Origin of the sequence: Nocardia callitridis (assembly GCF_039543305.1) — a bacterium.
Taxonomy (GTDB): domain Bacteria; phylum Actinomycetota; class Actinomycetes; order Mycobacteriales; family Mycobacteriaceae; genus Nocardia; species Nocardia callitridis.
In genome coordinates this window covers 485,987-508,991 of the sequence record NZ_BAABJM010000004.1, presented here as the reverse complement: position 1 = coordinate 508,991, position 23,005 = coordinate 485,987, and the positions used below count along the sequence as shown (strand labels likewise).

General features: G+C 66.4%; 21 protein-coding genes and 1 pseudogene. 15 read left to right on the top strand and 7 right to left on the bottom strand.

Going from position 1 to position 23,005, the window contains the following annotated elements; translation table 11 throughout:
• Positions 1-456: 456 nt before the first annotated feature.
• Positions 457-783: a nuclear transport factor 2 family protein gene (locus ABEA50_RS22600; protein WP_345497722.1), complete on the bottom strand. Its 327-nt coding sequence runs from the start codon at positions 781-783 to the stop codon at positions 457-459.
• 35 nt (positions 784-818) lie between these two features.
• Here ABEA50_RS22600 and ABEA50_RS22595 point away from each other — a divergent pair, with 35 nt between their 5' ends.
• From ABEA50_RS22595 to ABEA50_RS22580, 4 genes and pseudogenes are all read left to right on the top strand, one after another.
• Positions 819-1,697 (top strand): glycoside hydrolase family protein, encoded by an 879-nt coding sequence (locus tag ABEA50_RS22595; protein ID WP_345497692.1) that lies wholly within the window; start codon positions 819-821, stop codon positions 1,695-1,697.
• 425 nt (positions 1,698-2,122) lie between these two features.
• Positions 2,123-3,640 carry an FGGY-family carbohydrate kinase gene (locus tag ABEA50_RS22590; protein WP_345497690.1) on the top strand — a complete coding sequence of 506 codons (1,518 nt, stop codon included), beginning with the start codon at positions 2,123-2,125 and terminating at the stop codon, positions 3,638-3,640.
• 59 nt (positions 3,641-3,699) lie between these two features.
• Positions 3,700-4,065, top strand: a pseudogene (locus ABEA50_RS22585) (thioredoxin family protein); the annotation flags it as partial.
• A 107-nt stretch (positions 4,066-4,172) separates the two neighbouring features.
• The gene (locus ABEA50_RS22580; protein WP_345497689.1) at positions 4,173-5,192 is read left to right on the top strand and encodes a glycoside hydrolase family 172 protein; all 1,020 of its coding nucleotides are present in this window, start codon (positions 4,173-4,175) and stop codon (positions 5,190-5,192) included.
• 239 nt (positions 5,193-5,431) lie between these two features.
• Here ABEA50_RS22580 and ABEA50_RS22575 read toward each other — a convergent pair whose 3' ends face one another.
• Positions 5,432-5,917 (bottom strand): hypothetical protein, encoded by a 486-nt coding sequence (locus ABEA50_RS22575; RefSeq protein ID WP_345497687.1) that lies wholly within the window; start codon positions 5,915-5,917, stop codon positions 5,432-5,434.
• A gap of 154 nt (positions 5,918-6,071) precedes the next feature.
• Between ABEA50_RS22575 and xylB the strand changes: the two genes are divergently transcribed.
• Positions 6,072-7,487, top strand: a complete 1,416-nt coding sequence (gene xylB / locus ABEA50_RS22570; protein WP_345497685.1) for a xylulokinase — start codon at positions 6,072-6,074, stop codon at positions 7,485-7,487.
• Positions 7,488-7,819: 332 nt separating this feature from the next.
• Positions 7,820-8,338: a DinB family protein gene (locus ABEA50_RS22565; protein WP_345497683.1), complete on the top strand. Its 519-nt coding sequence runs from the start codon at positions 7,820-7,822 to the stop codon at positions 8,336-8,338.
• A gap of 325 nt (positions 8,339-8,663) precedes the next feature.
• On the opposite strand, the gene ABEA50_RS22560 is transcribed toward ABEA50_RS22565, so the two are convergent.
• The gene (locus tag ABEA50_RS22560) at positions 8,664-10,406 is read right to left on the bottom strand and encodes a 2-isopropylmalate synthase (protein WP_345497681.1); all 1,743 of its coding nucleotides are present in this window, start codon (positions 10,404-10,406) and stop codon (positions 8,664-8,666) included.
• 182 nt (positions 10,407-10,588) lie between these two features.
• Between ABEA50_RS22560 and ABEA50_RS22555 the strand changes: the two genes are divergently transcribed.
• Both ABEA50_RS22555 and ABEA50_RS22550 read left to right on the top strand, forming a co-directional pair.
• Positions 10,589-11,266 (top strand): FadR/GntR family transcriptional regulator, encoded by a 678-nt coding sequence (locus tag ABEA50_RS22555; protein ID WP_345497721.1) that lies wholly within the window; start codon positions 10,589-10,591, stop codon positions 11,264-11,266.
• Positions 11,263-12,117 carry an ABC transporter ATP-binding protein gene (locus tag ABEA50_RS22550; protein ID WP_345497680.1) on the top strand — a complete coding sequence of 285 codons (855 nt, stop codon included), beginning with the start codon at positions 11,263-11,265 and terminating at the stop codon, positions 12,115-12,117. The genes ABEA50_RS22555 and ABEA50_RS22550 overlap by 4 nt, the downstream gene beginning before the upstream one ends.
• Before the next feature lie 78 nt (positions 12,118-12,195).
• Here ABEA50_RS22550 and ABEA50_RS22545 read toward each other — a convergent pair whose 3' ends face one another.
• Positions 12,196-12,846, bottom strand: a complete 651-nt coding sequence (locus tag ABEA50_RS22545) for an HAD family hydrolase (RefSeq protein WP_345497679.1) — start codon at positions 12,844-12,846, stop codon at positions 12,196-12,198.
• Positions 12,847-13,076: 230 nt separating this feature from the next.
• Between ABEA50_RS22545 and ABEA50_RS22540 the strand changes: the two genes are divergently transcribed.
• Positions 13,077-13,751, top strand: a complete 675-nt coding sequence (locus ABEA50_RS22540; protein ID WP_345497678.1) for a PaaI family thioesterase — start codon at positions 13,077-13,079, stop codon at positions 13,749-13,751.
• A gap of 10 nt (positions 13,752-13,761) precedes the next feature.
• On the opposite strand, the gene ABEA50_RS22535 is transcribed toward ABEA50_RS22540, so the two are convergent.
• The 3 genes from ABEA50_RS22535 to ABEA50_RS22525 all read right to left on the bottom strand — a co-directional run bounded on the left by ABEA50_RS22535 (position 13,762) and on the right by ABEA50_RS22525 (position 17,036).
• Positions 13,762-14,925 carry a sulfotransferase family protein gene (locus tag ABEA50_RS22535; protein ID WP_345497720.1) on the bottom strand — a complete coding sequence of 388 codons (1,164 nt, stop codon included), beginning with the start codon at positions 14,923-14,925 and terminating at the stop codon, positions 13,762-13,764.
• A gap of 171 nt (positions 14,926-15,096) precedes the next feature.
• Positions 15,097-15,873: an SDR family oxidoreductase gene (locus tag ABEA50_RS22530; RefSeq protein WP_345497677.1), complete on the bottom strand. Its 777-nt coding sequence runs from the start codon at positions 15,871-15,873 to the stop codon at positions 15,097-15,099.
• Positions 15,873-17,036 carry a hypothetical protein gene (locus ABEA50_RS22525; RefSeq protein WP_345497676.1) on the bottom strand — a complete coding sequence of 388 codons (1,164 nt, stop codon included), beginning with the start codon at positions 17,034-17,036 and terminating at the stop codon, positions 15,873-15,875. Before ABEA50_RS22525 ends, ABEA50_RS22530 begins: the two co-directional genes overlap by 1 nt.
• Before the next feature lie 84 nt (positions 17,037-17,120).
• On the opposite strand from ABEA50_RS22525, the gene ABEA50_RS22520 reads away from it, so the two are divergent.
• From ABEA50_RS22520 to ABEA50_RS22495, 6 genes are all read left to right on the top strand, one after another.
• Positions 17,121-18,101, top strand: coding sequence for a helix-turn-helix domain-containing protein (locus tag ABEA50_RS22520; protein ID WP_345497675.1), 981 nt, complete (start codon positions 17,121-17,123; stop codon positions 18,099-18,101).
• Between the two features lie 9 nt (positions 18,102-18,110).
• Positions 18,111-19,043: a sulfate adenylyltransferase subunit CysD gene (gene cysD, locus ABEA50_RS22515; protein WP_345497673.1), complete on the top strand. Its 933-nt coding sequence runs from the start codon at positions 18,111-18,113 to the stop codon at positions 19,041-19,043.
• Positions 19,043-20,887 carry an adenylyl-sulfate kinase gene (gene cysC / locus ABEA50_RS22510; RefSeq protein ID WP_345497671.1) on the top strand — a complete coding sequence of 615 codons (1,845 nt, stop codon included), beginning with the start codon at positions 19,043-19,045 and terminating at the stop codon, positions 20,885-20,887. The genes cysD and cysC overlap by 1 nt, the downstream gene beginning before the upstream one ends.
• 290 nt (positions 20,888-21,177) lie before the next feature.
• Complete coding sequence (locus ABEA50_RS22505; RefSeq protein WP_345497669.1) at positions 21,178-21,780, top strand: QsdR family transcriptional regulator; 603 nt, start codon at positions 21,178-21,180, stop codon at positions 21,778-21,780.
• A gap of 222 nt (positions 21,781-22,002) precedes the next feature.
• A complete protein-coding gene (locus tag ABEA50_RS22500) occupies positions 22,003-22,758 on the top strand; it encodes a GntR family transcriptional regulator (protein ID WP_345497667.1) in 756 nt (251 codons plus the stop codon).
• A complete protein-coding gene (locus tag ABEA50_RS22495; protein ID WP_345497666.1) occupies positions 22,759-22,986 on the top strand; it encodes a 4Fe-4S dicluster domain-containing protein in 228 nt (75 codons plus the stop codon). It begins immediately after the preceding gene.
• Positions 22,987-23,005 lie beyond the last annotated feature (19 nt).

Genomic DNA, 23,005 nt, shown 5'->3' with positions numbered 1-23,005 from the left:
AAAAGGGGCAATCAGAAGTAAAAACTAGAGTCCGAAAACCTAGCAAAACAAAACGCCAACAAAAAATGTTGACTAAAATGTCCGACACCCTCACACGGGGGTGCAAAAGCATCGGAACCAAATAAAAATTTGGCACTGACATTCATCGACACACTATTGAGTTCTCAAAGAACACACGCACACACAATCTCCCGGGCCTTAACCCGATCAATCCGTGCGGCAGGTTTCCCACTCTAGCTCAACCCAGAACCCAAACAAAATCGGGGCCCCGATCGAACCTTACTTGGAGTGCCAGGCGCTCCTCGTACTACCTCGTTTCCCGGTCCTGCTGCTCGGCGTTTCCGCTTCGCTCTCGGCTCCGGGTCGGTGTCCGTGTCGCTCTGACCTGGAATAAGTTACGCACTAACGAACGCCACGTCAAATCGCCTGCGTAACGATGGTTTTCAGCCAGGATCGTCAGCCACCCAGCGGAACCCGACGCGGGGTCACCGAGCGAGAGGCGATCCGCCAGCCTTCCGAATCCCGGACCACCACATCGTCATACGTCACGCGCCCACAGGTCCCGTCGACATTGATCCCGACGCCTTTGGACTGCACGCGCACCTCTCCGCTGTCGGCCACATCGTCGATGACCACATTCGTCACGTGATGGCCAACGGGGTTCCCCGCACCCAGTACCAGCGCGGCCGCCTGGATCGCCTCGATCCCGCGCAACTCACCGAAGCCGTAGGCGCTCACGTTGTAAACCACCGTGGCGGTGAAAAACTCGTCCATCCGATCCAGCGCACAGCGCAGCGGTCAGCGGCGATGATGGGCCGATGACGGAACGCGGTGCAGTGCGAGCGGGGACGTTCGCGAAGATCTACGACCCCGGCGTCGACGAGCCCGACGACTGGTATATCAACGACCACACCATCATTCAGGCCGCGGACGGGCGGTGGCACCTGTTCGGCATCACCCACCGTGAGCCCGCCGACCCGTTCGACGAGACCGAGTTCGCGCACGCGAGCGCGCCCGATCCGCACGGGCCGTGGACAAAGCATCCGATGGCCTTGCGCGTCGATCGAGCCTACGGCGAGACGCACCTGTGGGCGCCGTTCGTACTGACGGCGAACGGACGCTACTTCATGTTCTATGCGGGCGGTGGCCCCGACCGAACCGCCGCCGCGATGAATCTGGCCACCTCCACCGACCTGTTCCACTGGACCCGACACCCCGGCGGACCCGTCTTCCGCGACGGCTACGACGGACGCGACCCGATGGTCACGCGGGTCGGCGACGAATGGGTGATGTACTACTGCGCCAACAGCGCACCCACCGGCGGCCACCATGTCGTCGCGTACCGCACCAGCACAGATCTGGTGCGTTGGAGTGACCGTCGGATCGCCTACACCGATCCGACCAGCGGTACCGAGGCGGGAAATACCGAGTCGCCGTTCGTCGTCCGACACGACGACGCGTGGTATCTGTTCATCGGACCCCGACCCGATTATGTGGGCACCGAGGTATTTCGGAGCGACAACCCGTTCCATTTTCGTGTCGAGGACAAAGTCGGCTACGTGGCCGCGCATGCCGCCGAGCTGATCCGGGCGGACGGTTCCTGGTGGATCACAGCCGCGGGCTGGGGGCAGGGCGGCGTTTACCTCGCACCGCTGACTTTTCCGGATCCCGTCAGTGAATCACCGGTCCGGGAATAGCGGATCCCGCACACCGTCGCGTTTTCCATCCGACGGGGTGTGTACGCGACTCGCCGAGACCATAAGTGCTACAACGGTTCTGGTTGCGCATGCACGCCAGGTGACCGCCAAGTCGATGCCGCACGCGGTTCATGCCAGGTAACCGCGAATCATCGACAGGTCGCCCGGTTCTGCACCCGCTATACGGCAAGGGACGCAACCTCCGCGGAATTCCGCAGCACTCGACAGGGATAGTTTGGGATAATCACTCAACCATTATCTCGCCGATCACAAACCGAAGTCACACCAACCGGACAACACGATCCGATTTCGCTGATCCGCCCAAAAGTCATGGGCGCGAATGGTATTTATTGACCGAGGCGACCTCGCACGACCGACCACCCAACTACGGGAGGCAACGGCATGGCCCAGATCAGCATCCGGCAATGGATACCCGGCACCAACGGGGCCGCCCGGTGACATTGTTCCTCGGTGTCGACATCGGCACATCCGCGAGTAAAGGAGTACTCACCACCGCCGACGGCAGGATCGTGGCGAGGGCGCAACGGTCGCACCGGGTTTCGACGCCGCGCCCCGGCTGGGTGGAACACGACGCGGAACGCGTGTGGTGGGACGAGTTCGTCGCGATCACTCGCGAACTGGTCGCGGCCGCCGACGGCGAACGCTTGGCGGCGCTCGGCGTCTCCGGTATCGGGCCGTGCCTGTTGCCCGCCGACCACACCGGACGTCCATTGCGTCCCGCGATCCTTTACGGCGTCGATACCAGGGCCACCGTCGAAATCGGGGAGCTGAACAAAGAATTCGGCGAGCAGGCGGTCCTGGAACGCGCCGGGTCCGCGTTGACCAGTCAGGCGATCGGCCCGAAGATTCGATGGCTGCACAAACACGAACCGCACATCGCCGCACGCACCGAAATGCTGCTGATGGCCAGTTCTTTTCTGGTGCATCGGTTGACGGGCCGCTACGTGCTCGATCACCAGTCCGCCAGTCAGTGCGTGCCCCTCTACGACCTGCGCGCACGCGAGTGGGCCACCGACTGGGCCGCGCAGGTGGCGCCGGGACTGCGGCTGCCGAAGCTGGCGTGGCCCACCGAAGTGGTCGGCTGCGTTCGTGCCGACATCGCCGAAATCACCGGACTGCCCGCGGGGCTTCCGGTCACCACCGGCACCATCGACGCGTGGGCCGAATCGGCCAGCGTCGGCGTACGCACGCCGGGAGACGCGATGATCATGTACGGCACCACCCTGTTCCTGGTCCAGGTACTCCGACGGCCACGCCCGCACCCCGGCCTGTGGGGAACCTGCGGAACGTGGCCAGGCACTTACACACTCGCGGCCGGAATGGCTACCTCGGGCGCCGTCACCGACTGGCTGCGACAGCTCGTCGGCGGCGACTTCACCGAACTCGTCACCGCCGCGGACACCGTCCCACCCGGCAGCAGGGGCCTGCTCGCGCTGCCGTATTTCGCCGGCGAACGCACGCCGATCTTCGACCCCGACGCACGCGGCATCGTCGCGGGGCTCACCCTCGGGCACGGGCGCGCCGAGCTGTATCGGGCTGTCCTGGAAGGCATCGCCTACGGTGTGCGCCACAACCTCAGCGCGATGACCGAAGCGGGCGGACACGCCCGACGACTGATCGCCGTCGGCGGCGGCACGAAAGGCGGACTGTGGACACGCATCGTCTCCGATATCACCGGCCTGCCCCAGCAGATCCCCGCCGACACGGTGGGGGCATGCCTCGGCGACGCCTTGTTGGCTGCCGAGTCCGTCGGAGTCGAGACCTCGGGGTGGAACCCGATCGTCGACACGATCGAACCCGACTCCGAACGCACCGAGCGGTACGAGTCGTACTATCGGAATTACCGCGAACTGTACGAACGCACCACCGCCATCACGCATTTCCTGGCCGCCGAACAACGTCGGGCCGGCGGGTCGAACTGAGCACGCCGGGCCGTGGCATGATGCGGGGTTATTTTGGTGAACACAGCATGAGGACCGGGATGCCCACAGTTACCCTGACCGAACAAAACTTCGACTCCGTCGTCACCGGTAATCGGATCGTCTTGGTGGACTGGTGGGCGGACTGGTGCGGACCGTGCCAGCACTTCGCGCCCATCTACGAGTCGTCGTCGGAGCAACACTCCGACATCGTGTACGGCAAGGTCGATGTCGAAGCCCAGAAGTCGTTGACCGAGGCAGCGAACGTCAGTCAATATCCGACGCTCATGGCGTTTCGGGAGGGCGTACTCGTGTACTCCGAGGCGGGTGTTCTTCCCGGCGACGCGCTCGAAGATCTGATCCAGCAGGTCATCTGGCTGGATATGGACCAGGTGCGCCGTACGATGGCCGAGCAGGCCGAGGCGCAGCGCAATGGGCAGGAGTACCAAACACCCGCGCCGGAAACGGTGTCCGCCGCACCGTCGGTCAAGGCGGGTCTGGCCAGCGCCACCGCGAGCTACGGCTGGCCCGGCTTATGAGCGCGAGCGAACTCTGGCGGCTCGACACTGCTCGCACCCGATCGATCAGCGCGGAGAATCCGACCGGCGAGGCCGGAGCCGGTGCGCGCGCGAGCGAGGGCACCGGCAAGCACGCCGCCAGGATGCTCGGCGTGGGCTGGAAGGTGTCGCCGTCGATCGATCTGGCCGACGGCGAGACCGCGACGCTCGCCGACGTCTCCGGCCCCGGTGTGCTGCGCCACCTCTGGCTCACCACCGACCGGACCGTCCTTCGTGCGATCACCCTGCGCGTGTACTGGGACGACGACGAGCAGCCCGCGATCGAACTGCCGCTCGGCGACTTCTTCTGCAACGCGTGGGGCGAGTTGGCCCTGGTGAACTCGGACATGGTGGTGGTCGCGCCGGCGGGCGGACTGAACAGCTACTGGCCGATGCCGTTTCGCGGGCACGCCCGTATCACCCTCGAAAACAGTTGTGGGCGTTCGGTTCCGGTGTATTACCAGATTACCTACAGCGAAGAGGATGTGCCGGAGTCCGCCGGGTACCTGCACACCGCGTGGTCGCGCACCAAACGCCTCGGCAGTCCCGCGGTACACACGATTCTCGACACCGGCGCGGCCGGACCCGGCCGGTATGTGGGCACCTACCTGGCTATTGCGCCCGGGGCGCCCGGCTGGTGGGGTGAGGGTGAGCTCAAGTTCTACCTCGACGGCGACCGCGACCACCCCACCATCTGCGGAACCGGTACCGAGGACTACTTCGGCGGTGCGTGGAACTTCGATCTCAACGGCGAATACCGCCCGTACTCCACGCCGTATCTCGGATTGCCCCAGGTGTTGCCTTCGGACGAGATCTACCAGTCACACCAGCAATTCGGCATGTACCGCTGGCACGTGCGCGATCCGATCTGTTTTCAGGACGAACTACAGGTCACGGTGCAGGCTCTGGGATGGAGCGACCCCGAAACCTATCTCCCGTTGGAAGACGCCGACGTCGCCAGCACCGCATGGTGGTATCGGGGACGCGCGGTCCGCTGAGGCGACGATCCCGTCCGACTCGGCTCCTGTGACGGCAACTCGCGCGAACGTCACCAGGACATCCGGCGCCGACAACCCGAAACCCTCGACGGCGTCGAGGTGTTCGACGCGACCACGAATGCGGCCCGTCGCAGGTTGTGCGCCATCCGCAAGGGGCGCTCATGCGTGAGTGCCCCCCTCCGGATACCGCCTCGATGGGTGCGGCCATTTTCGGAAAGGCGACCGGGTGCGCGCGCCGCTCAGGCGTCCTCGCCCTCGGTGTTGTCGGCGAGCAGCGCGTCGGCGCGTGCCAGTGCGTCGTCCATGCTCGACTCGATCTCGCCGAGGCTCGATTCCAGGCCGTCGAGTACGCCGAGACCGTCCAGCAGGCCGGACATCTCGTCGTGGACCGCGCGGAGCTCGGGAACCTCGGGGTTGACCGGGAACCACGCGACACCCGTATGCCACCATCGGTCGTCGGCGAGCCAGGACCACAGCACGTCGCGCACCAATTCGCGATCCGGCGTGTAGAGCTGGAATTGGTCGGTCACCGCTCCCGCGCGATGGTCGAGTTGGTAGACGCCGTCGGGGAGCGTGCGTGCGCTGATCAGGTGGGTGTCGTCGCGGCTCAGTTCGATGAAAGGGTCGTCGCCGCCGAGCAATTCGGCGAGCAGCGACTCGGTCAGCTCCGGCAACGTGGTCCCGTCGCCGGCGCGAATTCGCACGTCGAGTTCGTCGGTGCTCACGGCGACAGTGTGCCCGATGCCCGGAAATTCGGCGGGCGGGGGTCGATCGGGTGCAAGGTGGTCGTATGCACGTGGTGATCCAGAGGTCCGGCCCCGCCGCCGGGCACAGGCCGGTGGGTGACGTCGTTGATGCGCGAGTCGGGGGGATCGGCTGATGGCGACGGTCGCGGGAGTGGACAGCTCCACCCAATCCTGCAAGGTCGTGGTGTGTGACGCCGAGACCGGTGAGATCCGACATCAGGCCACCGCACCGCATCCCGACGGGACCGAGGTGTCGCCGCGGGCGTGGTGGGATGCGTTGCGTCAGGCCGGGTCCGGGGTGCTCGACCAGGTCGATGCGATCGCCGTGGCGGGGCAGCAACACGGCATGGTGGCGTTGGACGCCGAGGGGCGCACGGTACGAGACGCTCTGTTGTGGAACGACACTCGGTCCGCCGATGCCGCGAGTCAACTGATCACCGAACTGGGCGGACCCGATGAGTGGGCGCGTGCGATCGGCAGCGTGCCGGTGCCGTCGTTCACGGTGACGAAGCTGCGGTGGCTGGCCGACCATGAACCGGACGCGGCCGACCGCACCGCGCGGATCGTGCTGCCGCACGACTACCTGACCTGGCGGCTACGCGGCGGCCGCGTTACCGATGCGCCCACCACCGATCGCGGCGACGCGTCCGGGACCGGGTACTTCTCCCCCGCCGAGAGCACCTACCGCGAGGATCTGCTCGCGCTCGCGTTGCGCGGGCGCACACCGGACCTGCCGAGGGTGCTCGATCCCGCCGAGCCAGCGGGCCGCACCGAGGACGGTGTGCTGATCGCGGCGGGTACCGGCGACAATGCCGGTGCCGCCTTGGGTCTCGACCTGCGCGAAGGCGATGTGGTTGTCTCGCTCGGCACCAGCGGCGCGGTCTTCGCCCGTGGTGCGGCACCGACCGCCGACGCTACCGGCATGGTCGCCGGGTTCGCCGACGCCACCGGCGCCTATCTGCCTTTGGTATGCACCCTCAACGCCGCGCGCGTGCTCAGCTACACCGCGCGATTGCTCGGCGTCGAACTCGACGCACTCGAAACACTTGCCGCACAGGCGCGCCCGGGCGCCGACGACGTGGTGCTACTGCCCTATGTGGCGGGCGAGCGCACCCCAAACCTGCCGAAGGCCAGCGGAAGCCTGCACGGTTTGCGCGCGGGCAATATGCGTCCGGCGAATATCGCCCGCGCCGCCTACGAAGGCATGCTCTGCAATCTTGCCGAAGCGCTCGGTCACCTCACGGCCGCGGGCGTTGCGCTCCGGCGAGTGCTGCTGATCGGCGGTGCGGCGCGCTCACCACTGGTCGCCGAGATCGCCGCACAGATCTTCGCCGTGCCCGTCACCGTCCCCGAGCCATTGGAATACGTCGCGCTCGGTGCGGCACGACAAGCGGCATGGGCGCGCAGCGGTGGCGCCGCGCCGCCGAACTGGGCCGCGCGCACCGCCGCACGGGTCCCGGCACCGGACGACGAATCGGCAGGCGCGGACATTCGCGCGCGTTATCGAGACGCCCGGGTTTCGCTCTACGGTGCGGCGGCCGAGGAATAGGCGGATTGCCGAGGACGGCCCACCTCCCACAGTGCACTTCCGCATACCTGCGCGGGTTCGCGGCGTTCGGCGAGTCGGCGCTCTCGCGAAGGGACGTCCTCCGCAGCCAACACGGTGCTGCCCCGGGCCTTGGGCGTGGCCTGACCGATGATTTTTCCGCGCGTCCCCGTCTCTATATCGAGTACCGAGTCACGGGAGGCTGCGCTCTGCGGAAACGCGTGATCTTGACCAGGTACAAAACCAGGCGCTGAGTGCCCGGCCGCAGCGAGTGCACGCCTGCCACGGACGAAAAGAGTGCGCAACGAATCGGGGTCGCGAGATAGCCTGGCGCGGTGACGAAATGGATCGCCCCCGAGGTCGACTCGATCCGCACGCCGAGGACCGGCGACGAGCGCACGCTGCTGCGCTCGTGGCTCGACCAGCATCGACGCACACTGTTACGCAAGTGTGCGGGACTCGACGGTGACGCGCTCGTGCTGCGCAGCGCCGCACCGTCAACGCTGTCGCTGCTCGGCCTGGTCCGCCACCTCACCGAGGACGAACGCGGCTGGTTCCGCATCGCCGCGGCCGGACAACCCCTGGATTACCTCTATTGCAGCGAGGGCAACGTGGACGGCGATATCGATGACGCCGACCCCGCCGCGGCCGAGGCGAATTTCGCGACGTATCGATCCGAGGTGGAACTGGCCGACGCCGCCGTCGCCGATCTCTCGCTCGAGCATGTCTTCCAATGGCACGACACGGATTTCAGTGTGCGTTGGGTCTATCAACACATGATCGAGGAGTACGCCCGGCACAACGGCCACGCGGATATCCTGCGTGAACGCATCGACGGCGCGACCGGGATCTGACGCTCGCGCCGTCGATCACGGTGTTCGGCCCGGTCTACGACACATCGTGTCCGTGCGACCAGAACGCCACGTCGCGGGGCAGCCGCAGGCGGCCCATCGAGCCGAGGAGACCTCCCGGCACCGGCCCGGGTGCACCCACCGAGGCATCAGTGCGGTGGGCGTAGCGCCGCAGGCGCTCGAGCGCCGAGCGACCCGCGGCCACCTCCGGCGGCAGCATCCGCGAGCAAACGACGGCGGATTGCCTATCGATCGGCGGCGCATCACCTCGCACGCCGCTGGTCGAGATATGCGGCCGCCCCGGGAAAACCGGGCGCCCTGTGGTGGGTCAGCCGACGACACCGCCTCCGGCCGTGTTCGCGGCGCGCACCACCGAGGCGAAGGACGCCGCGAGCACCGAATCGCTGCGCCCGCAGGACCATCCGGTGCGCTCGCCGATCCGATATTCCAGGTAGGTGATCGCAGAACCGTCGTTGCCATCCCCCAGCGACTGCTGAGTCATGCTCAATACCTCCACCGCACAGCCGATTTCGGCGAGTGCGACGGTGAGTGCGGCGACCGGGCCGACCGCGTGGTGCGCGCTGGTGCGAGTGCTGCCGTCGACGGAGAAGGTGATCTCGGTGTTCGCCTCGTCTCCTTCGCCACCGGTCCGCCAGTCTTTCAGTTCGACCCACGCGGGCCGCGGTTCGTCGAGGTACACCGCCGAGAACAGCGTGTGCAATTGCGCGGCGGTAATTTCGGCGCCGCTGTCGTCGGTGTGCTCCTGCACATGTTTGGCGAAGTCGATCTGCAAACGGCGCGGCAGGTCCATGCCGTACTCGGTGTGCAGCAGGTAGGCGATGCCGCCCTTGCCGGACTGGGAGTTCACCCGAATCACCGCGTCGTAGTCCCTGCCGATGTCGGTCGGGTCGATCGGCAGATACGGGACCTGCCAGGCGAGTTCGCGTTCGGGCACTCCGGTCGCGGCGGCGCGTTCACGGTGCGCGGCCATGCCCTTCTTGATCGCGTCCTGATGGGTGCCGGAGAACGCGGTGTGCACCAAATCGCCCACGTACGGGTGGCGTTCGTGAATCGGCATTCTCGTGCAGTGTTCGACCGTACGGCGGATCGCGTCGATATCGGAGAAGTCGATCATCGGGTCGATGCCTTGGGCGTGCAGATTCAGTGCGAGCGTGGCGATATCGACATTGCCGGTGCGCTCGCCGTTGCCGAATACGCACCCCTCCACCCGTTGCGCACCGGCGAGCACGGCCAGCTCCGCGCAGGCGATGCCGGTGCCCCTGTCGTTGTGCGGGTGCACCGACAGGATCACACTGTCGCGGCGAGCCAGATTGCGGTGCATGTACTCGATCTGGTCGGCGTAGATATTGGGGGTCGCTACCTCCACGGTCGCGGGGAGATTCAGGATCACCGGACGTTCGGGAGTGGCGTCCCACAATGTGGTAATGCTGTCGCACACTTCGAGCACGAAGTCCGGCTCGGTCAGGTTGAATACCTCGGGCGAGAACTCGAATCGCACATTCGGCAGGTCGGCGGCGAAGTCGAGAACATCGCGTCCGCCCGCGAGGATCAGTTCGCGCAGTTCGCCGCGATCCTTGCCCAACACCATCTCGCGCCAGGCGGGCGCGGTCGCGGTGTACATGTGGATGACCACCTCGTTGTCGATGCCGCGGATCGATTCCACGGTGCGTTCGATGAGGTCGCGGCGCGCGGGAGTGAAGACAACGATCGTCACGTCGTTGGGCGCGATGTCGGTGTCGGCGATCAACCGCACGAAGTCGAAATCGGTGCGCGAGGCCGACGGATAGCCCACCTCGATCTCCTTGTAACCCATGGCCACCATGAGCTCGAAGAAGCGGCGTTTGCGGTCGGGGTCCATCGGTTCGGCGAGCGCCTGGTTGCCGTCACGCAGATCCACCGGCACCCAGAGTGGTGCTTGCGTGAATCGGGCTTGCGGCCAACGCCTTTCGGTCAGCGGCACGGCGACCCGGTCGAAGACCTCGCGGTACCGGTGTGACGGCAGCGGCGAGGGCTGTTGGCGATTCCATGCGGCAACGGGATGAGTAGACATGCTTCGGCACTGCTTTCTGGTCGGCACTAACGAGAGGTGACCGGCCACGACTGAACCCCACGGCGGGGGGCCGGTCGTTCAGGCCCCGCCGTGGCGGCTAAGCAGAAGCGTGGTGCGCATGATGGGTAGACTGTAGCGCAACTCCTCAGACAAGCAGAGAGGTACCGGTGGCTTCTTCCCAGATGGGGGCTATTTCGCAGATCAAGCGGCATCCCTTGGCAGCGCAGACGGCCGAGTTGTTGCTCGCCCGCATTCGCGACGGTGAGTGGCCGCTGGGCCATCGCATTCCCGGCGAGACGACCCTCGCGGTGCAGTTGGGCGTCGGACGCTCGACGCTGCGCGAGGCGATCCGCGAACTGGCGGGTCGCGGGGTGCTGGACAGTCGACAGGGTGCGGGCGTGTTCGTCACGGCACTGGACGTCACCGACGATTGGGATTCGGTGCTGCGCCACGCGACCATCGTCTCCGTGATCGAGGCGCGCATCGCCATCGAGGCCGAGGCCGCCGCGCTGGCCGCGCACCGCCGCACCCCCGCCGATCTGCGTGCGATCCGACGGGCACTCACCGCACGCGAAGCACACGGCGAGCCCGTGGCCGAGCACGTCGACACCGATATGGCGTTTCATCGCACCGTCATCGTCGCCGCGCACAACGACGTGCTGACCCCATTGTTCGACAACTTCCTGCCTCGACTGCGCGCGGCGATGATCGCGATGCTCGAAATCCGCCCTGTGCCTTCCGAAGCCGCCGATCACATGGCGCACGAGCAGTTGGCCGACGCCATTGCCGCCCGTGACCCCGCGGCTGCGGCGCGGTACAGCCGCACTCATCTGACCGCATTGAAGGAGAGCTTGACGTGACCGGAGCACCGGTACTGGAACTGACCGACGTGACCTTCCGCCGCGAGGGCAAGAAGATCATCAACGGCATCTCGCTCACCGTGCGGGCAGGTGAGCATTGGGCGTTACTCGGCCCCAATGGTGCCGGCAAGAGCACGCTGCTCGGATTCTGCGGTGCGGTGACCTTCCCGACTTCCGGGACCGTGCACGTGCTCGGTGAGCAGCTGGGTCGGGTGGAGTTGCAGCGGCTGCGTCATTCCATCGGCCACGTCAATCCTCGACACCCCCTGCGTTCGGCGCTGACGATTCGCGAGGTGGTGCTCACCGGCCTCACCGCGACCGTCGATCTTCCGATGCACTGGACGCCCACCGCCGCCGACCTGACCCGCGCCGAGGCCATGATCGACACGGTCGGCCTCACCGGTAAGGCGACCGAGATCTGGCCGACGCTGTCACAGGGCGAACGGGGTCGCGCACTGATCGCCCGCGCGCTGATCGCCGAACCGGAACTGCTGCTGTTCGACGAACCCTCCACCGGCTTGGATGTCGCCGCGCGCGAGCAGCTGCTGGAAACCATCGACAATCTCGACGACACCCACCCCGACGTCGCCTCCATCCTGGTCACCCACCATTTGGAGGAACTGCCGAGCACCACAACGCACGCCTTGCTCATCGCCGACGGAAACACCGTCGCTTCCGGGCCCGCGGCGGAAATCGTCACCACCGAGAATGTGACGACCGCGTTCGCGCATCCGGTGCGGGTGCGCCACGATGACGGCCGCTGGACCGCCCGCGCGAGCAGGCGTCAGCTCACCGACACACCGCCCGGTGCGCGCACCGACACGGCCGACCCGGCTTCGCCGTCGCACTGACGGCGGGTCGCACAAACTCGCGCTCGGCGCGCGCTCAATTCCGTCGACGAAGCCCTTGGCACGCGCGTCGGCGGTCGCTCAGCCCTCGATCAACTCCGGGGTGAGCTGGTCGAGGCTGGTGATGGTGTGGGTGACCATGGTGGCGGCGTCGGAGTCCAGCGGGTAATCGGAGCTGGGTATGCCGATCACCAGCAGCCCGGCACCATGTGCGGCGCGGATGCCGTTGCTCGAATCTTCCACCGCCGCACAGCTTTCCGGTCCGTGCCCGAGCGCTTCGGCGGCGGCAAGATATACCTCGGGTGAAGGTTTGCCGTGCTGGACCTCTTCGGTGGACAACGTCACCGTGAAACTGTCGACCAGGTCGGCGTCGCGCAAGACGACATCGATCAGTGCGCGCGGCGACGAACTCGCGACGGCCAACGGCCAGCGCGCGCTGATCCGCCGCACGGCGGCGACGGCACCCGGCAGCAGGGGCAGTTCGCGGTCGTAATGCGCGGCCATCTGCTCGATCACCTCGCGCGCCACCGTCTCCGGCGACGCGTCGACGCCCAATTCCCCGCTCAGGTACTCCGACCATTCCTTGGTGCTCATCCCCATGAGTCGCCGCTGCGTGTCGTCCTTCCATTGCCCACCGCGGTCTGCGACATACGCGCGCCGCACCCGCTCCCACACCGGCTCGGAATCGACCAACACGCCGTCCATGTCGAAGACAACCGCCACCACACTCATCACGCAATCCTTCCGTCGGGCCGGGCCGGGCTCAGTAGGACAGATACCCACCGTATCCCGGTGATCTTGGCAGCCGGTCGGGAAGACAGACATGCCGGGAGCTCGACGAACCCGCCTGGTCCGCTATCGACGCCGAACCCTCGGTATCGGCGGCCGGGTAAATCTCACGCGGCGCATCGGGGCACCGACCGGTCGGCAGTCTCCCGCCACTCACCTATAACGTGTTATTCATGGACGAACTCCAGGTCGGCAGCTCCCTCCCGAGCAAGGAACACCACGAAGGCGCGTTCCGGCCGATGAACAAGCTGTACGAAGCGCTGGAGGGGATCACCCCGGAGACGATGCGCGGCGGACCCGATTACGGCGAGTTCATCGAACAGATCCGCGGCGTGATGGACAAGGCCCGGCTCGCGTCTCCCTCCAACGAACAGGCGACCGAACTGATCGGGCTGCTGAAGCAGCTCAACGACAAGCTAGCGGACACGGTCGTCGACGAATGGTCCGCACCGGCGTGGACCAGGCTCGACGTGCCAGCGCGCGGCAATATCACCGAGCCGCCCTACCTGCTCGATCGCGCGGAACCCGACGGCGTCGAAGCACGCATGACCTTCCGCACCTTCCACCTCGGCGCCAACGCGGCGGTGCACGGCGGCCAGGTCTGCGTCGGTTTCGACCAGATGCTCGGCATGACCGCCGCCCTCAGTTCGGGCGCGGTGACCAGAACCGCGTCCCTCACCGTCGACTACCGCTCATTGACCCCCCTGAACACCGAACTCACGCTGCGCGCGTGGCCGGAACGTCAGGAGGGCCGCAAGGTCTACGTCCGCGCCACCCTGCACGACGGCGAACGCCTCTGCGCCGAAGCGCACGGGTTGTTCATCGTGTTGAAGGCCGGGCAGCAATAGAAATCGCGCGTCACCGTCCGGGGAAATGTTGCGTGCGGTAGGTCGCGAACCGCTCGTCCACCTGCTCGGCGCTGAGACCGAAGTCGGCGAGGGAGTAACGGTGGGTGGGACGGGCCGCTCCCCCGGTACTTTCGGCGTGCAACGCGGTCATCGTGGCCACCGCCTTATTCGACAGCGGTAGGCCGAAGTGTTCGTAGATCGAGGCGGTGGTCCCGATCGGGTTAGTGACGAAATCGTCGTAGTACACGTCGCAGAACTGATTCGGGTTGTGACGCTTGCGGTCTTCGAGGAATCGGTCCGCCCCGCGCGCCCAGAGGTCGAGTTGAGTCGAGCCGACCACCTCGCCCTTGAACTCGGTCGACCAGCCGTCGGAGGCTTGTTCGTTGAGGCTGCATACCGAAGCGATGATCGTGCGCGGGTCGCGGTGTAGTTGGACGATCAGCGCGTCGGGGTAGACCTCGAAGATGGCGTCGAGGGCGAACAGGTGGCTGGGGTTCTTGAGCACCCAGCGGCGCTGCTTGTCGGGGAGCCCGATCAGTTGCAGGTTGCGCCGGTGCCTACGATAGGCACCGGTCCAGTCCTGCGTACGCAGCCATTCGGAGTAGCCGGGGAGATAGCCGAGACATTCGTAGGACACCGACATCGCCGACTGGCGCAGCAACTGCCAGCACTCCTCCACCTGGTCGGCCGAAATATGGTGCACACCCATGAATTCCGGATGGTCGACGTGGTGTTGGGCGAATCCCGCTTCGATCCGCTGGTACACCGGATCGTCGGCCCAGCTCTCGCGCGGCGGGCGCGGCTGCGGCATTTCCGTCAGCCACATTTCCAGGCCCTGATGCGCAGGATCGGCGTTGAGCAGCCGGTGCAGAGCGGTGGTTCCCGAGCGCGGCAGGCCGGTGACGAAGATCGGTCGTTCGATCGCCACCTCGGCGTGCTCGGGAAACCGTTGCCACGCGGACTCACTGAGGAGCCGCGCGATCAGCGCGCCGCGCAGGAACGCGCGGTTGATCTTGTTGCCGAAGGGGGTCAGCTCGGCGTCTTTCGCGTAGGAGTCCAGCAGCACGCCGAGTCCTTCGCGATAGTCGTCGGCGCCGAAATCGTCGAGGCCGACGACCTTGGTCGCCGAGGCGTGCAGATCGTCGATGGTGCCGACGTCGTCCCTGCCGATCACGTTCTTCTCCTGATCATCATCGTTCACATCGAATAGCCCGAAGCCGTCCCGAAAGACGGCGGACGGATCCTTGCGCACCTCCACCGCGACGGCACATGCACCGATGATGTCGATCGGCAACGCATGCGCTGTATCACCGTCGGAGCCCAGCGCGCAGCCGGGATGCCCTCCTCAATGGTGGTACTCGCCGCCATTGACATCCAGGCTGGCCCCGGTGATCGCGCGCGCCATCGACGAGGCGAAAAACACCACGGCATCGGCGATCTCGTCGGGTTCCGGCAACTTGCGTAGGTCGAGGGTCTGCGCCATTTCCGCGTAGACCTCCTCGGCGGTGATGCCACGTTGCTTGGCGAGGTAGCTGAAGTACCACTTCAGGTTGTCGGCCCAGATATAGCCTGGTACGACGGTATTCACGCGAATACCACGTGGACCGAGTTCGGTGGCCAGGCTCTGCGCGAGGGCGAGCAGGCTCGATTTGGCCATCTTGTAGGGGCCGAAGGTGCGCTGCGAATGCCGCAGTACCGCCGAGTTGATCATCACGACCGACCCACCCGTTTGCTCGAGGGCGGGCACCAACGAACGCGTGAGCCGCAGCGCCGCATACACATTCGTCTCGAAGGTGGCGCGCACCTTGTCCAGGTCGACCTCGGTGAGATCGGTCATCGGCGGCATCGCGAACGCGTTGTTCACCAGCGTGTCGACCCGACCGAAGCGGTCGAGTGCGGTCTGTACGAGGCGCACGACGGCATCCTCGTCATTGATATCGGTGGGCACCGCGACCGCACGCCTCCCGAGCGCAGTGATCTCCTCGGCCACCTCGGTGAGTCGACTCTCGGTGCGTGCGGCGAGCACGACGTCCGCGCCCGCCTTCGCACTCTGGATCGCGATGCCTCGCCCCAGTCCGGGGCCGATCCCGGAGACCACAACGACCTTGTCTCGCAACAACATCAGCCGAGCATCCTTTCCGCCACCGCGACCTGTCGCGCCGCGATCCGTTCCCGCCACTGTTCGGGCGTGACCCGCGCCTGCTCGTAGTAGGGCAGCCGTTCGGCCAACTCGTCGACGGACACGATCTCGACCTTCGGCCCGTCGGCGGGTGTCAGCTCTCGGGACAGTCGTTGCCAGCGGAATTGCAGGTAGCCGCGTTCGTGACCGGTGCGTTCGATCCAGTTGGCCAGCCCGGGGTCCCGCTCGCTGACGACGAGTCGGAAGTTGCCGTCCGGGTCCAGCCGCGCCTGGTCGGCGGTGAGGCTGGTCTGGTGATTGAGGTAGTCCAGCGACACATACCACATGCTGCCGAGCTGGAAACCCTGATACGGCGCATCGGATTTCGGCACGGTGAGGATCATCGCCTGGTCGTCGTCGAGTTCGTAGTGCCCGACCGAGGAGAACTGCGTAGCCAGGCCCCCCGGTGTCGAGCGTGGCTCGGTCATCGTGTTCACCGGCAGCTTCAGATAGAACCATTCCGGGAACGCCAGGAAGGTCTTCAGCCGCGACAGCAGCATCTTGCCCGCGACGCCGTATCGCGTGGTCAGCAGATCGCGGGTCAGCGCGGGGGGCGCGTCGCCGATCCGGTCGACCCGTTGGATGCGCAGGGTGCCCGCCCGCTCGGTGGCCCAGTCGCTGTGTACCTCGCGCACCACGAGCATCGAGGAATCCTCGCTGACATGCACGTAACCGGGCGCGGCGGGCCCAGGCCCGAACCGGATCTCGAAGGTTCCGTCTTCGGCGATGGCCAGTTCCCTGTCGTCGAAAGCGGTGAGACTGTCGGGCACGTCGACCGGCGAGTAGTTGCCGTTGAGCACCTGGAAGCTCAGGTCGCGCGTGCTGCCGCGCTGTCCGGTCACCAGGTACTCGGCGTCGGGGCGCAGGTAGGCGTGGAAGTAGAGGGTGTCCGGATTGTCCAGGCCCATCTTCGTGTAGGGCCCGGTGGACTGGACGAAAAACGGGAAGTCCCGCTCATAGGCCCACGCCATCTGCAAACAGGCGCGGATACTGCCGGCGAGGTAGTCGAAACCCTCGACGAGGTCCTGTTCGGTGCGGATGTGCGGCGCTTCGGTGATGATCTGCTCGGCGGCGGCGATGGCGTCCGCGAACGGCTGTGTCAGCAAGAGGCTCTCTCCGGTGTTCCATATTTGTACCGACCTGGTACATTTTCCTCGCACGAATATTAGAACTTGTTCTAGGAGTGGTCAATGGTCAGCAGGCGATCGGCGCCGACGGCCCGCGTGGTCCAGGTGTTGGATTTCTTCGTCGAACAACGCGGCAAACGCTTCGGCCTCTCCGAACTGGCCCGCGCGCTCGACCTCGCGAAACCGACCTGCCTCGGCATCCTCACCGAGCTCACCGCGGGCGGCTACCTCGTGCGCGACACCGGAACCCACACCTACGGCCTCGGTCCCGCGTTGATCGCCGCGGGCAGGGTCGCCCAGGAAAGTTTCGCCATCTCGGCCCTGGCGCGCACGGAATTGGCCGAGCTCAGCGCCAGATTCCGGACGACATGCACCGCGTCGGCGGTGGTCAGCCAGCGGATCATGGTGCTGGAGAGCACCGGTCCCGGCACGGTCAAGGTGGGCGCCTCTTATCAGTTCGCGCCGCCGGTCGGACTGATGTACGTGCTGTGGGATACCGACGCGGCCTTCGAGAGTTGGCTGGCCACGCCGTCTTCGGTGCCGCTGCGCCAGGACGAGACCCGGTTGCGCCAGCTCGTCACCGAGTGCAGGCAGCGCGGCTACCTGGTGGAGAGCCTCGCACCGGCGGGCAGGAGGCTGTATTCGCTGCTCGCGGGGGTCGCCACTCATGAATTGTCCGACGAGCTGCGCGAATTGGTCGGCGAATTGGTCACCAGCCTCGGTGAACGGGTGTACCTCGGCGCGGATCTGCGCCCGCGCAAAGAGCACGCGGTGAGCCTGCTCGCGGCACCCACCTACGGCGGGGACGGCCACCAGAGCATGGTGCTGACGATGTACGTCGGCAAATCCATCACCGGCGCCGAGATCGCGCGCCGAGGGGCAGCGCTGGTAACCGCCGCCGACGCGGTCACCGAACGATGCGGCGGACGCGGACCCGAACGCGTCGTGGCCGACGAACCGGCGGCCGACGCGACCATCGACCCGCTACCGACAACGCCCGAGAACCCCCGAGAACCATTGACCAATAACCGAAACTTGTTCTAGTTTTATGGCGTGAGCCCGTACGAGAAGTCGACGGCGAGCACCTACGAGTTGCCCCATCTCGACGCACTCGAGGCCGAGTCGGCACACATATTCCGCGAAGTCGCCGCGACGTTCGAGCGCCCGGTCCTGCTGTTCTCCGGCGGCAAGGACTCCGTGGTGATGCTGTATCTGGCGACCAAGGCCTTCTGGCCCGCACCACTGCCGTTCCCGGTACTGCACATCGACACCGGACACAACTTCGACGAGGTGATCGCCCACCGCGACGCGACGGTCGAACGATTCGGGCTGCGACTACTGGTCGGCCGGGTCCAGGACGACATCGACGCGGGCAGGGTCGCCGAGGAGACCGGACCCCGCGCCACCCGCAACCGGCTGCAAACCACCACCCTCCTGCGCTCGATCCGGGAGGGCGGCTTCGACGCCGTATTCGGCGGCGCCCGCCGCGACGAGGAGAAGGCGCGCGCCAAGGAACGGGTCTTCAGCTTTCGCGACGAATACGGCCAGTGGGATCCGCGCAATCAGCGACCGGAGCTGTGGAACCTCTACAACGGCAAACATCGTCCCGGCGAACACATTCGGGTGTTTCCGCTGTCGAACTGGACCGAGCTCGATATCTGGAGCTACGTCGCCGCCCAGGACATCGATCTGCCCGGCCTGTACTACGCGCACCGTCGCCCGGTTGTGCAGCGTGACGGAATGTTGCTGGCACACACCAGATTTCTCGACCTCGCCGACGACGAACAACCCTACGAGGCGACGGTGCGTTTCCGCACGCTCGGCGACGCTACCTGCACCGGGTGCGTGGAGTCCGCCGCCGCCACACCCGAGGAAGTGGTCACCGAGATCGCCGCGGCGCGGATTACCGAACGCGGCGCCACGCGCGCCGACGACCGTATCTCCGAGGCGGGCATGGAAGATCGCAAACGAGAGGGCTACTTCTGATGACGACCGGTTTGCTGCGCCTGGCCACCGCCGGCAGCGTCGACGACGGCAAGTCGACCCTCATCGGCCGCCTGCTGTTCGACTCCAAGACGATCTTCACCGACCAGTTGGCCGCCGTGGAACGCACCAGCCGCGACCGCGGCTGGACCGACCCGAGCGGACCCGACCTCGCCTTACTCACCGACGGCCTGCGCGCCGAACGCGAGCAGGGCATCACCATCGACGTAGCGCACCGCTACTTCGCCACGCCCCGAAGAAAATTCATCATCGCCGACACCCCCGGCCACACCCAGTACACCAGGAACATGGTGACCGGCGCCTCCACCGCCGACCTGGCTTTGGTGCTGGTCGACGCGCGCAAAGGAGTCGTCGAGCAGACCAGGCGGCACGCCTTCCTCGCCGGATTGCTCGGTATCCCGCACCTGGTGCTGTGTGTGAACAAGATGGACCTGGTCGACTGGTCGCAGGAGCGATTCGAGGAGATCCGGGCCGAGTTCAGCCGCTTCGCCGCCAAGCTCGACGTCGCCGACCTCACCTTCGTGCCGATGTCGGCGCTGCACGGCGAGAACATCGTCCATCGCGGCGCGGGCATGCCGTGGTACGAGGGCACCCCCCTGCTGCATCACCTCGAAGAGGTGCACATCGCCTCCGACCGCAACCTGATCGACGCGCGCCTGCCGGTGCAGTACGTGACCCGCGCACACGCGGCGGATTTCCGTGGCTACGCGGGGACGGTCGCGGGCGGGGTGTTCAAACCCGGCGACGAGATCGCGGTGCTGCCTTCGGGTTTCACCACCGAGATCACCGCGATTTGGGGTCCTGGCGGCCGACCGGTCGCCGAAGCGTTTCCGCCGCAGGCGGTCACGGTGCAACTGGCCGACGATCTGGATGTGGCGCGCGGTGATCTGTTGTGCCGCCCCAACAATCGGCCGCACGTCGGTCGCGATCTCGACGCCATGGTGTGCTGGTTCGCCGACGAGACCCAGCTCACCCCCGGCGCCACCTTCACGGTGCGCCACACCACCCGCGCGGTGCCCGCCGAAGTGCGCAGTCTCGATTACCGCCTGGACGTGAACACGCTGCACCGCGACGAGAACGCGACGGCGTTGTCGCTCAATGAGATCGGCCGCGTCCAGTTGCGCACCCGGCAACCACTCTTGTTCGATCCGTACCGCCGCAATCGGTTCACCGGTAGCTTCATCCTGGTCGACAACACCACCGGCAACACCGTCGGCGCGGGCATGATCACCGGGCCGAGCCTGCCGTCGTCGCGGGTGGTCTGGCATTCCACCGCCGTCGGGCGCGACGAGCGCGCGACGCGGGGTGCCACCGTGTGGCTGACCGGCCTGTCGGGATCGGGGAAGTCCACCGTGGCGGTGGAGCTGGAGCGACGCTTGGTCGCGGCCGGTCGTCCCGCTTTCCTGCTGGACGGCGACAATCTGCGCCACGGCCTGAACGCGGATCTCGGGTTCAGCGCCGAAGACCGGGCGGAGAACGTGCGGCGGGTCGGTGAGGTGGCCCGGTTGTTCGCGGAAGCCGGTGTAGTGGCGGTGGTCTCGTTGATCAGCCCGTATCGCGCCGATCGCGACACCGCCCGTGCGACGCACGCCACCGCGCGGCTCCCGTTCCTCGAGGTTTTCGTGGACACGCCCCTGGCGGTGTGCGAGGCGCGCGACCCGAAAGGCATGTACGCGAAGGTACGCGCGGGCGAGATCACCGGATTCACCGGCATCGACGCACCCTATGAACGCCCGACCGACGCGGAGTTAGTGCTCCGCCCGGACGACGGCGACCCTGCCGCCATGGCCGCGGCGATCATGGCGGCGCTCGCTAGCACGGACTGAGCCCCCGGCTGCCACTTCCATCGCGGGAGCACTGCGCACATGAAGGACTTCGGCCACGTGACGTTCGCCCGGGATCCGGCTCGAACAGTTCCGTGTCGCACCGGTCGACGACGACTTCCGCGCGGGCGAGCAACACGCCGCACGATTGTCCTCTCGGTGCGAATTACCTGATACAACAACGCATGTCATCCGCACAGCCCAGCTGGCGGCCGGGAACAGCCGCTAGCTGAGCGACAACCGGTTCCCACTGTCAATTTTGATACATGCATACCGCTCTGTATCATACGTTCGTGACATCAGCCCGGCGCCCCACCCGCTCTCCAGGTCGACCAGCCTCGGCGACCAGGGAAGAGGTCGTCGAACTGGCCCGCAGGGCCTTCCTCGCCGGTGAACGGGTGGACATCCAGGCGATCGCCGCGCAGCTCAAACTCAGCAGGGCCTCCATCTACCGCTGGTTCGGCTCGCGCGACGCCGTGCTCGGCACGGTACTCGCCGGCGAATTCGAAGGTCTGCTCGCACGGGCCGACGCGCGCCGCCGCTCCACCGGAGCCCGCCGCATCCTGGATGTGCTGAATCGGGTCAACCGCTGGATGACCGACAACGAACCCTTCCGCCGCTATTTCGAGAACGAGCCGCTGGCGGGCCTGCGCATCCTCACCACGACCGACGGGCCGGTGCAGCCGGTGGTCGTCGCCGCCGTCGCCGCACTGGTCACCCGCGCCGAAACCGAAGACGGCTACCGTCCGCCCCTCGACACCGACCTGCTCGCCTACACCCTCGTGCGCCTGGGCGAAGCGTTCCTCTACAACGACAATGTCGCCGGGATCCGCGGGGACATCGAGCGACTGCACGAGGTGCAGGCCGCACTGCTCGGCGTCGCCGAGAGCCGATGACCTCGCCGCGAGCCGCAAAAGAATCCGTGTGATCGCAATACCGCTGCTCGTGCCCGAGGTGGCGTAATCACCAGCTGATCGCGGCTTTCGCCAGGTCGGACCCCGTGGGCGCGTTGCGCAATGAAATCCGCCGAAGCCGCGCGCGAACAGCGCACCCGACCGGCGCGGGCGATGCGAACTATCGTCGCTATCCGTGCAGGTCAGAAAGACAACGGTGCGGCGATGACCGCGGAACCCGCCCCGGTACGCCAGCCCCGGGCCGATCACGCGCGCCGCATCGCAGACATTCTGCGCCACCAGGTGCACACGGGCTCCTTCGATGACGCGTTACCGAGCGAAGCCGAACTCGCCGCCGAATTCGACGCCTCCCGCAACACCGTGCGCAATGCGCTGACCCTACTCAAGGAGGAAGGACTGATCGATCGCGCGCCGAAGCTCGGCACCCGAGTCGCCACACGCAAACTCGATCACGGTCTCGATACGCTGCTCGGCCTGCAAGAGACGTTCAGTGATCGCGGCACCGTGCGCAACGAGGTACGGGTGGCGATGCGGGTCGGCGCACCGACAGCGGTGGCGCGGCGCCTCGACCTCGCGCCCGGCGAACAGGTCGTCTATATCGAGCGGCTGCGATATCTCGCCGACCTGCCGTTGAGCCTCGATCTCACCTACCTCGCCCCCGACATCGGCACCGCGCTGCTCGACCACGACCTGGAACACACCGACATCTTCGTGCTCATCGAACAACTCGCCGGGCAACGACTCGGCCACGCCGAGCTCACCCTGGAGGCCGTCTCCGCCGACGCGCACACCGCCTCGATCCTCGAGGTCCCCGCCAGCGCCGCCCTGCTCATGTTGGAGCGATTGACCAGGCTCGAGGACGGACGACCGGTCGACCTGGAGTACATCCGGATGCGCGGCGACCGAATCACCATGCGCGGCAGCCTTGCCCGCGCCACCCCCGAATGGAAGGTGCTCTAGATGGCACTCGCGAACCAGCGCACCGACATCCCCGTCACCATCGACGAATCGCTGTGCATCACCGGCTGCACGCTCTGTGTGGAGATCTGCCCCCTGGACTCCCTGGCGATCAACCCCGACAACGGCAAGGCCTTCATGCACGTGGACGAGTGCTGGTACTGCGGCCCCTGCGCGGCACGCTGTCCGACCGGCGCCGTCACCGTCAATATGCCCTATCTGCTGCGTTGATCCGGAAGTCACGGGAATC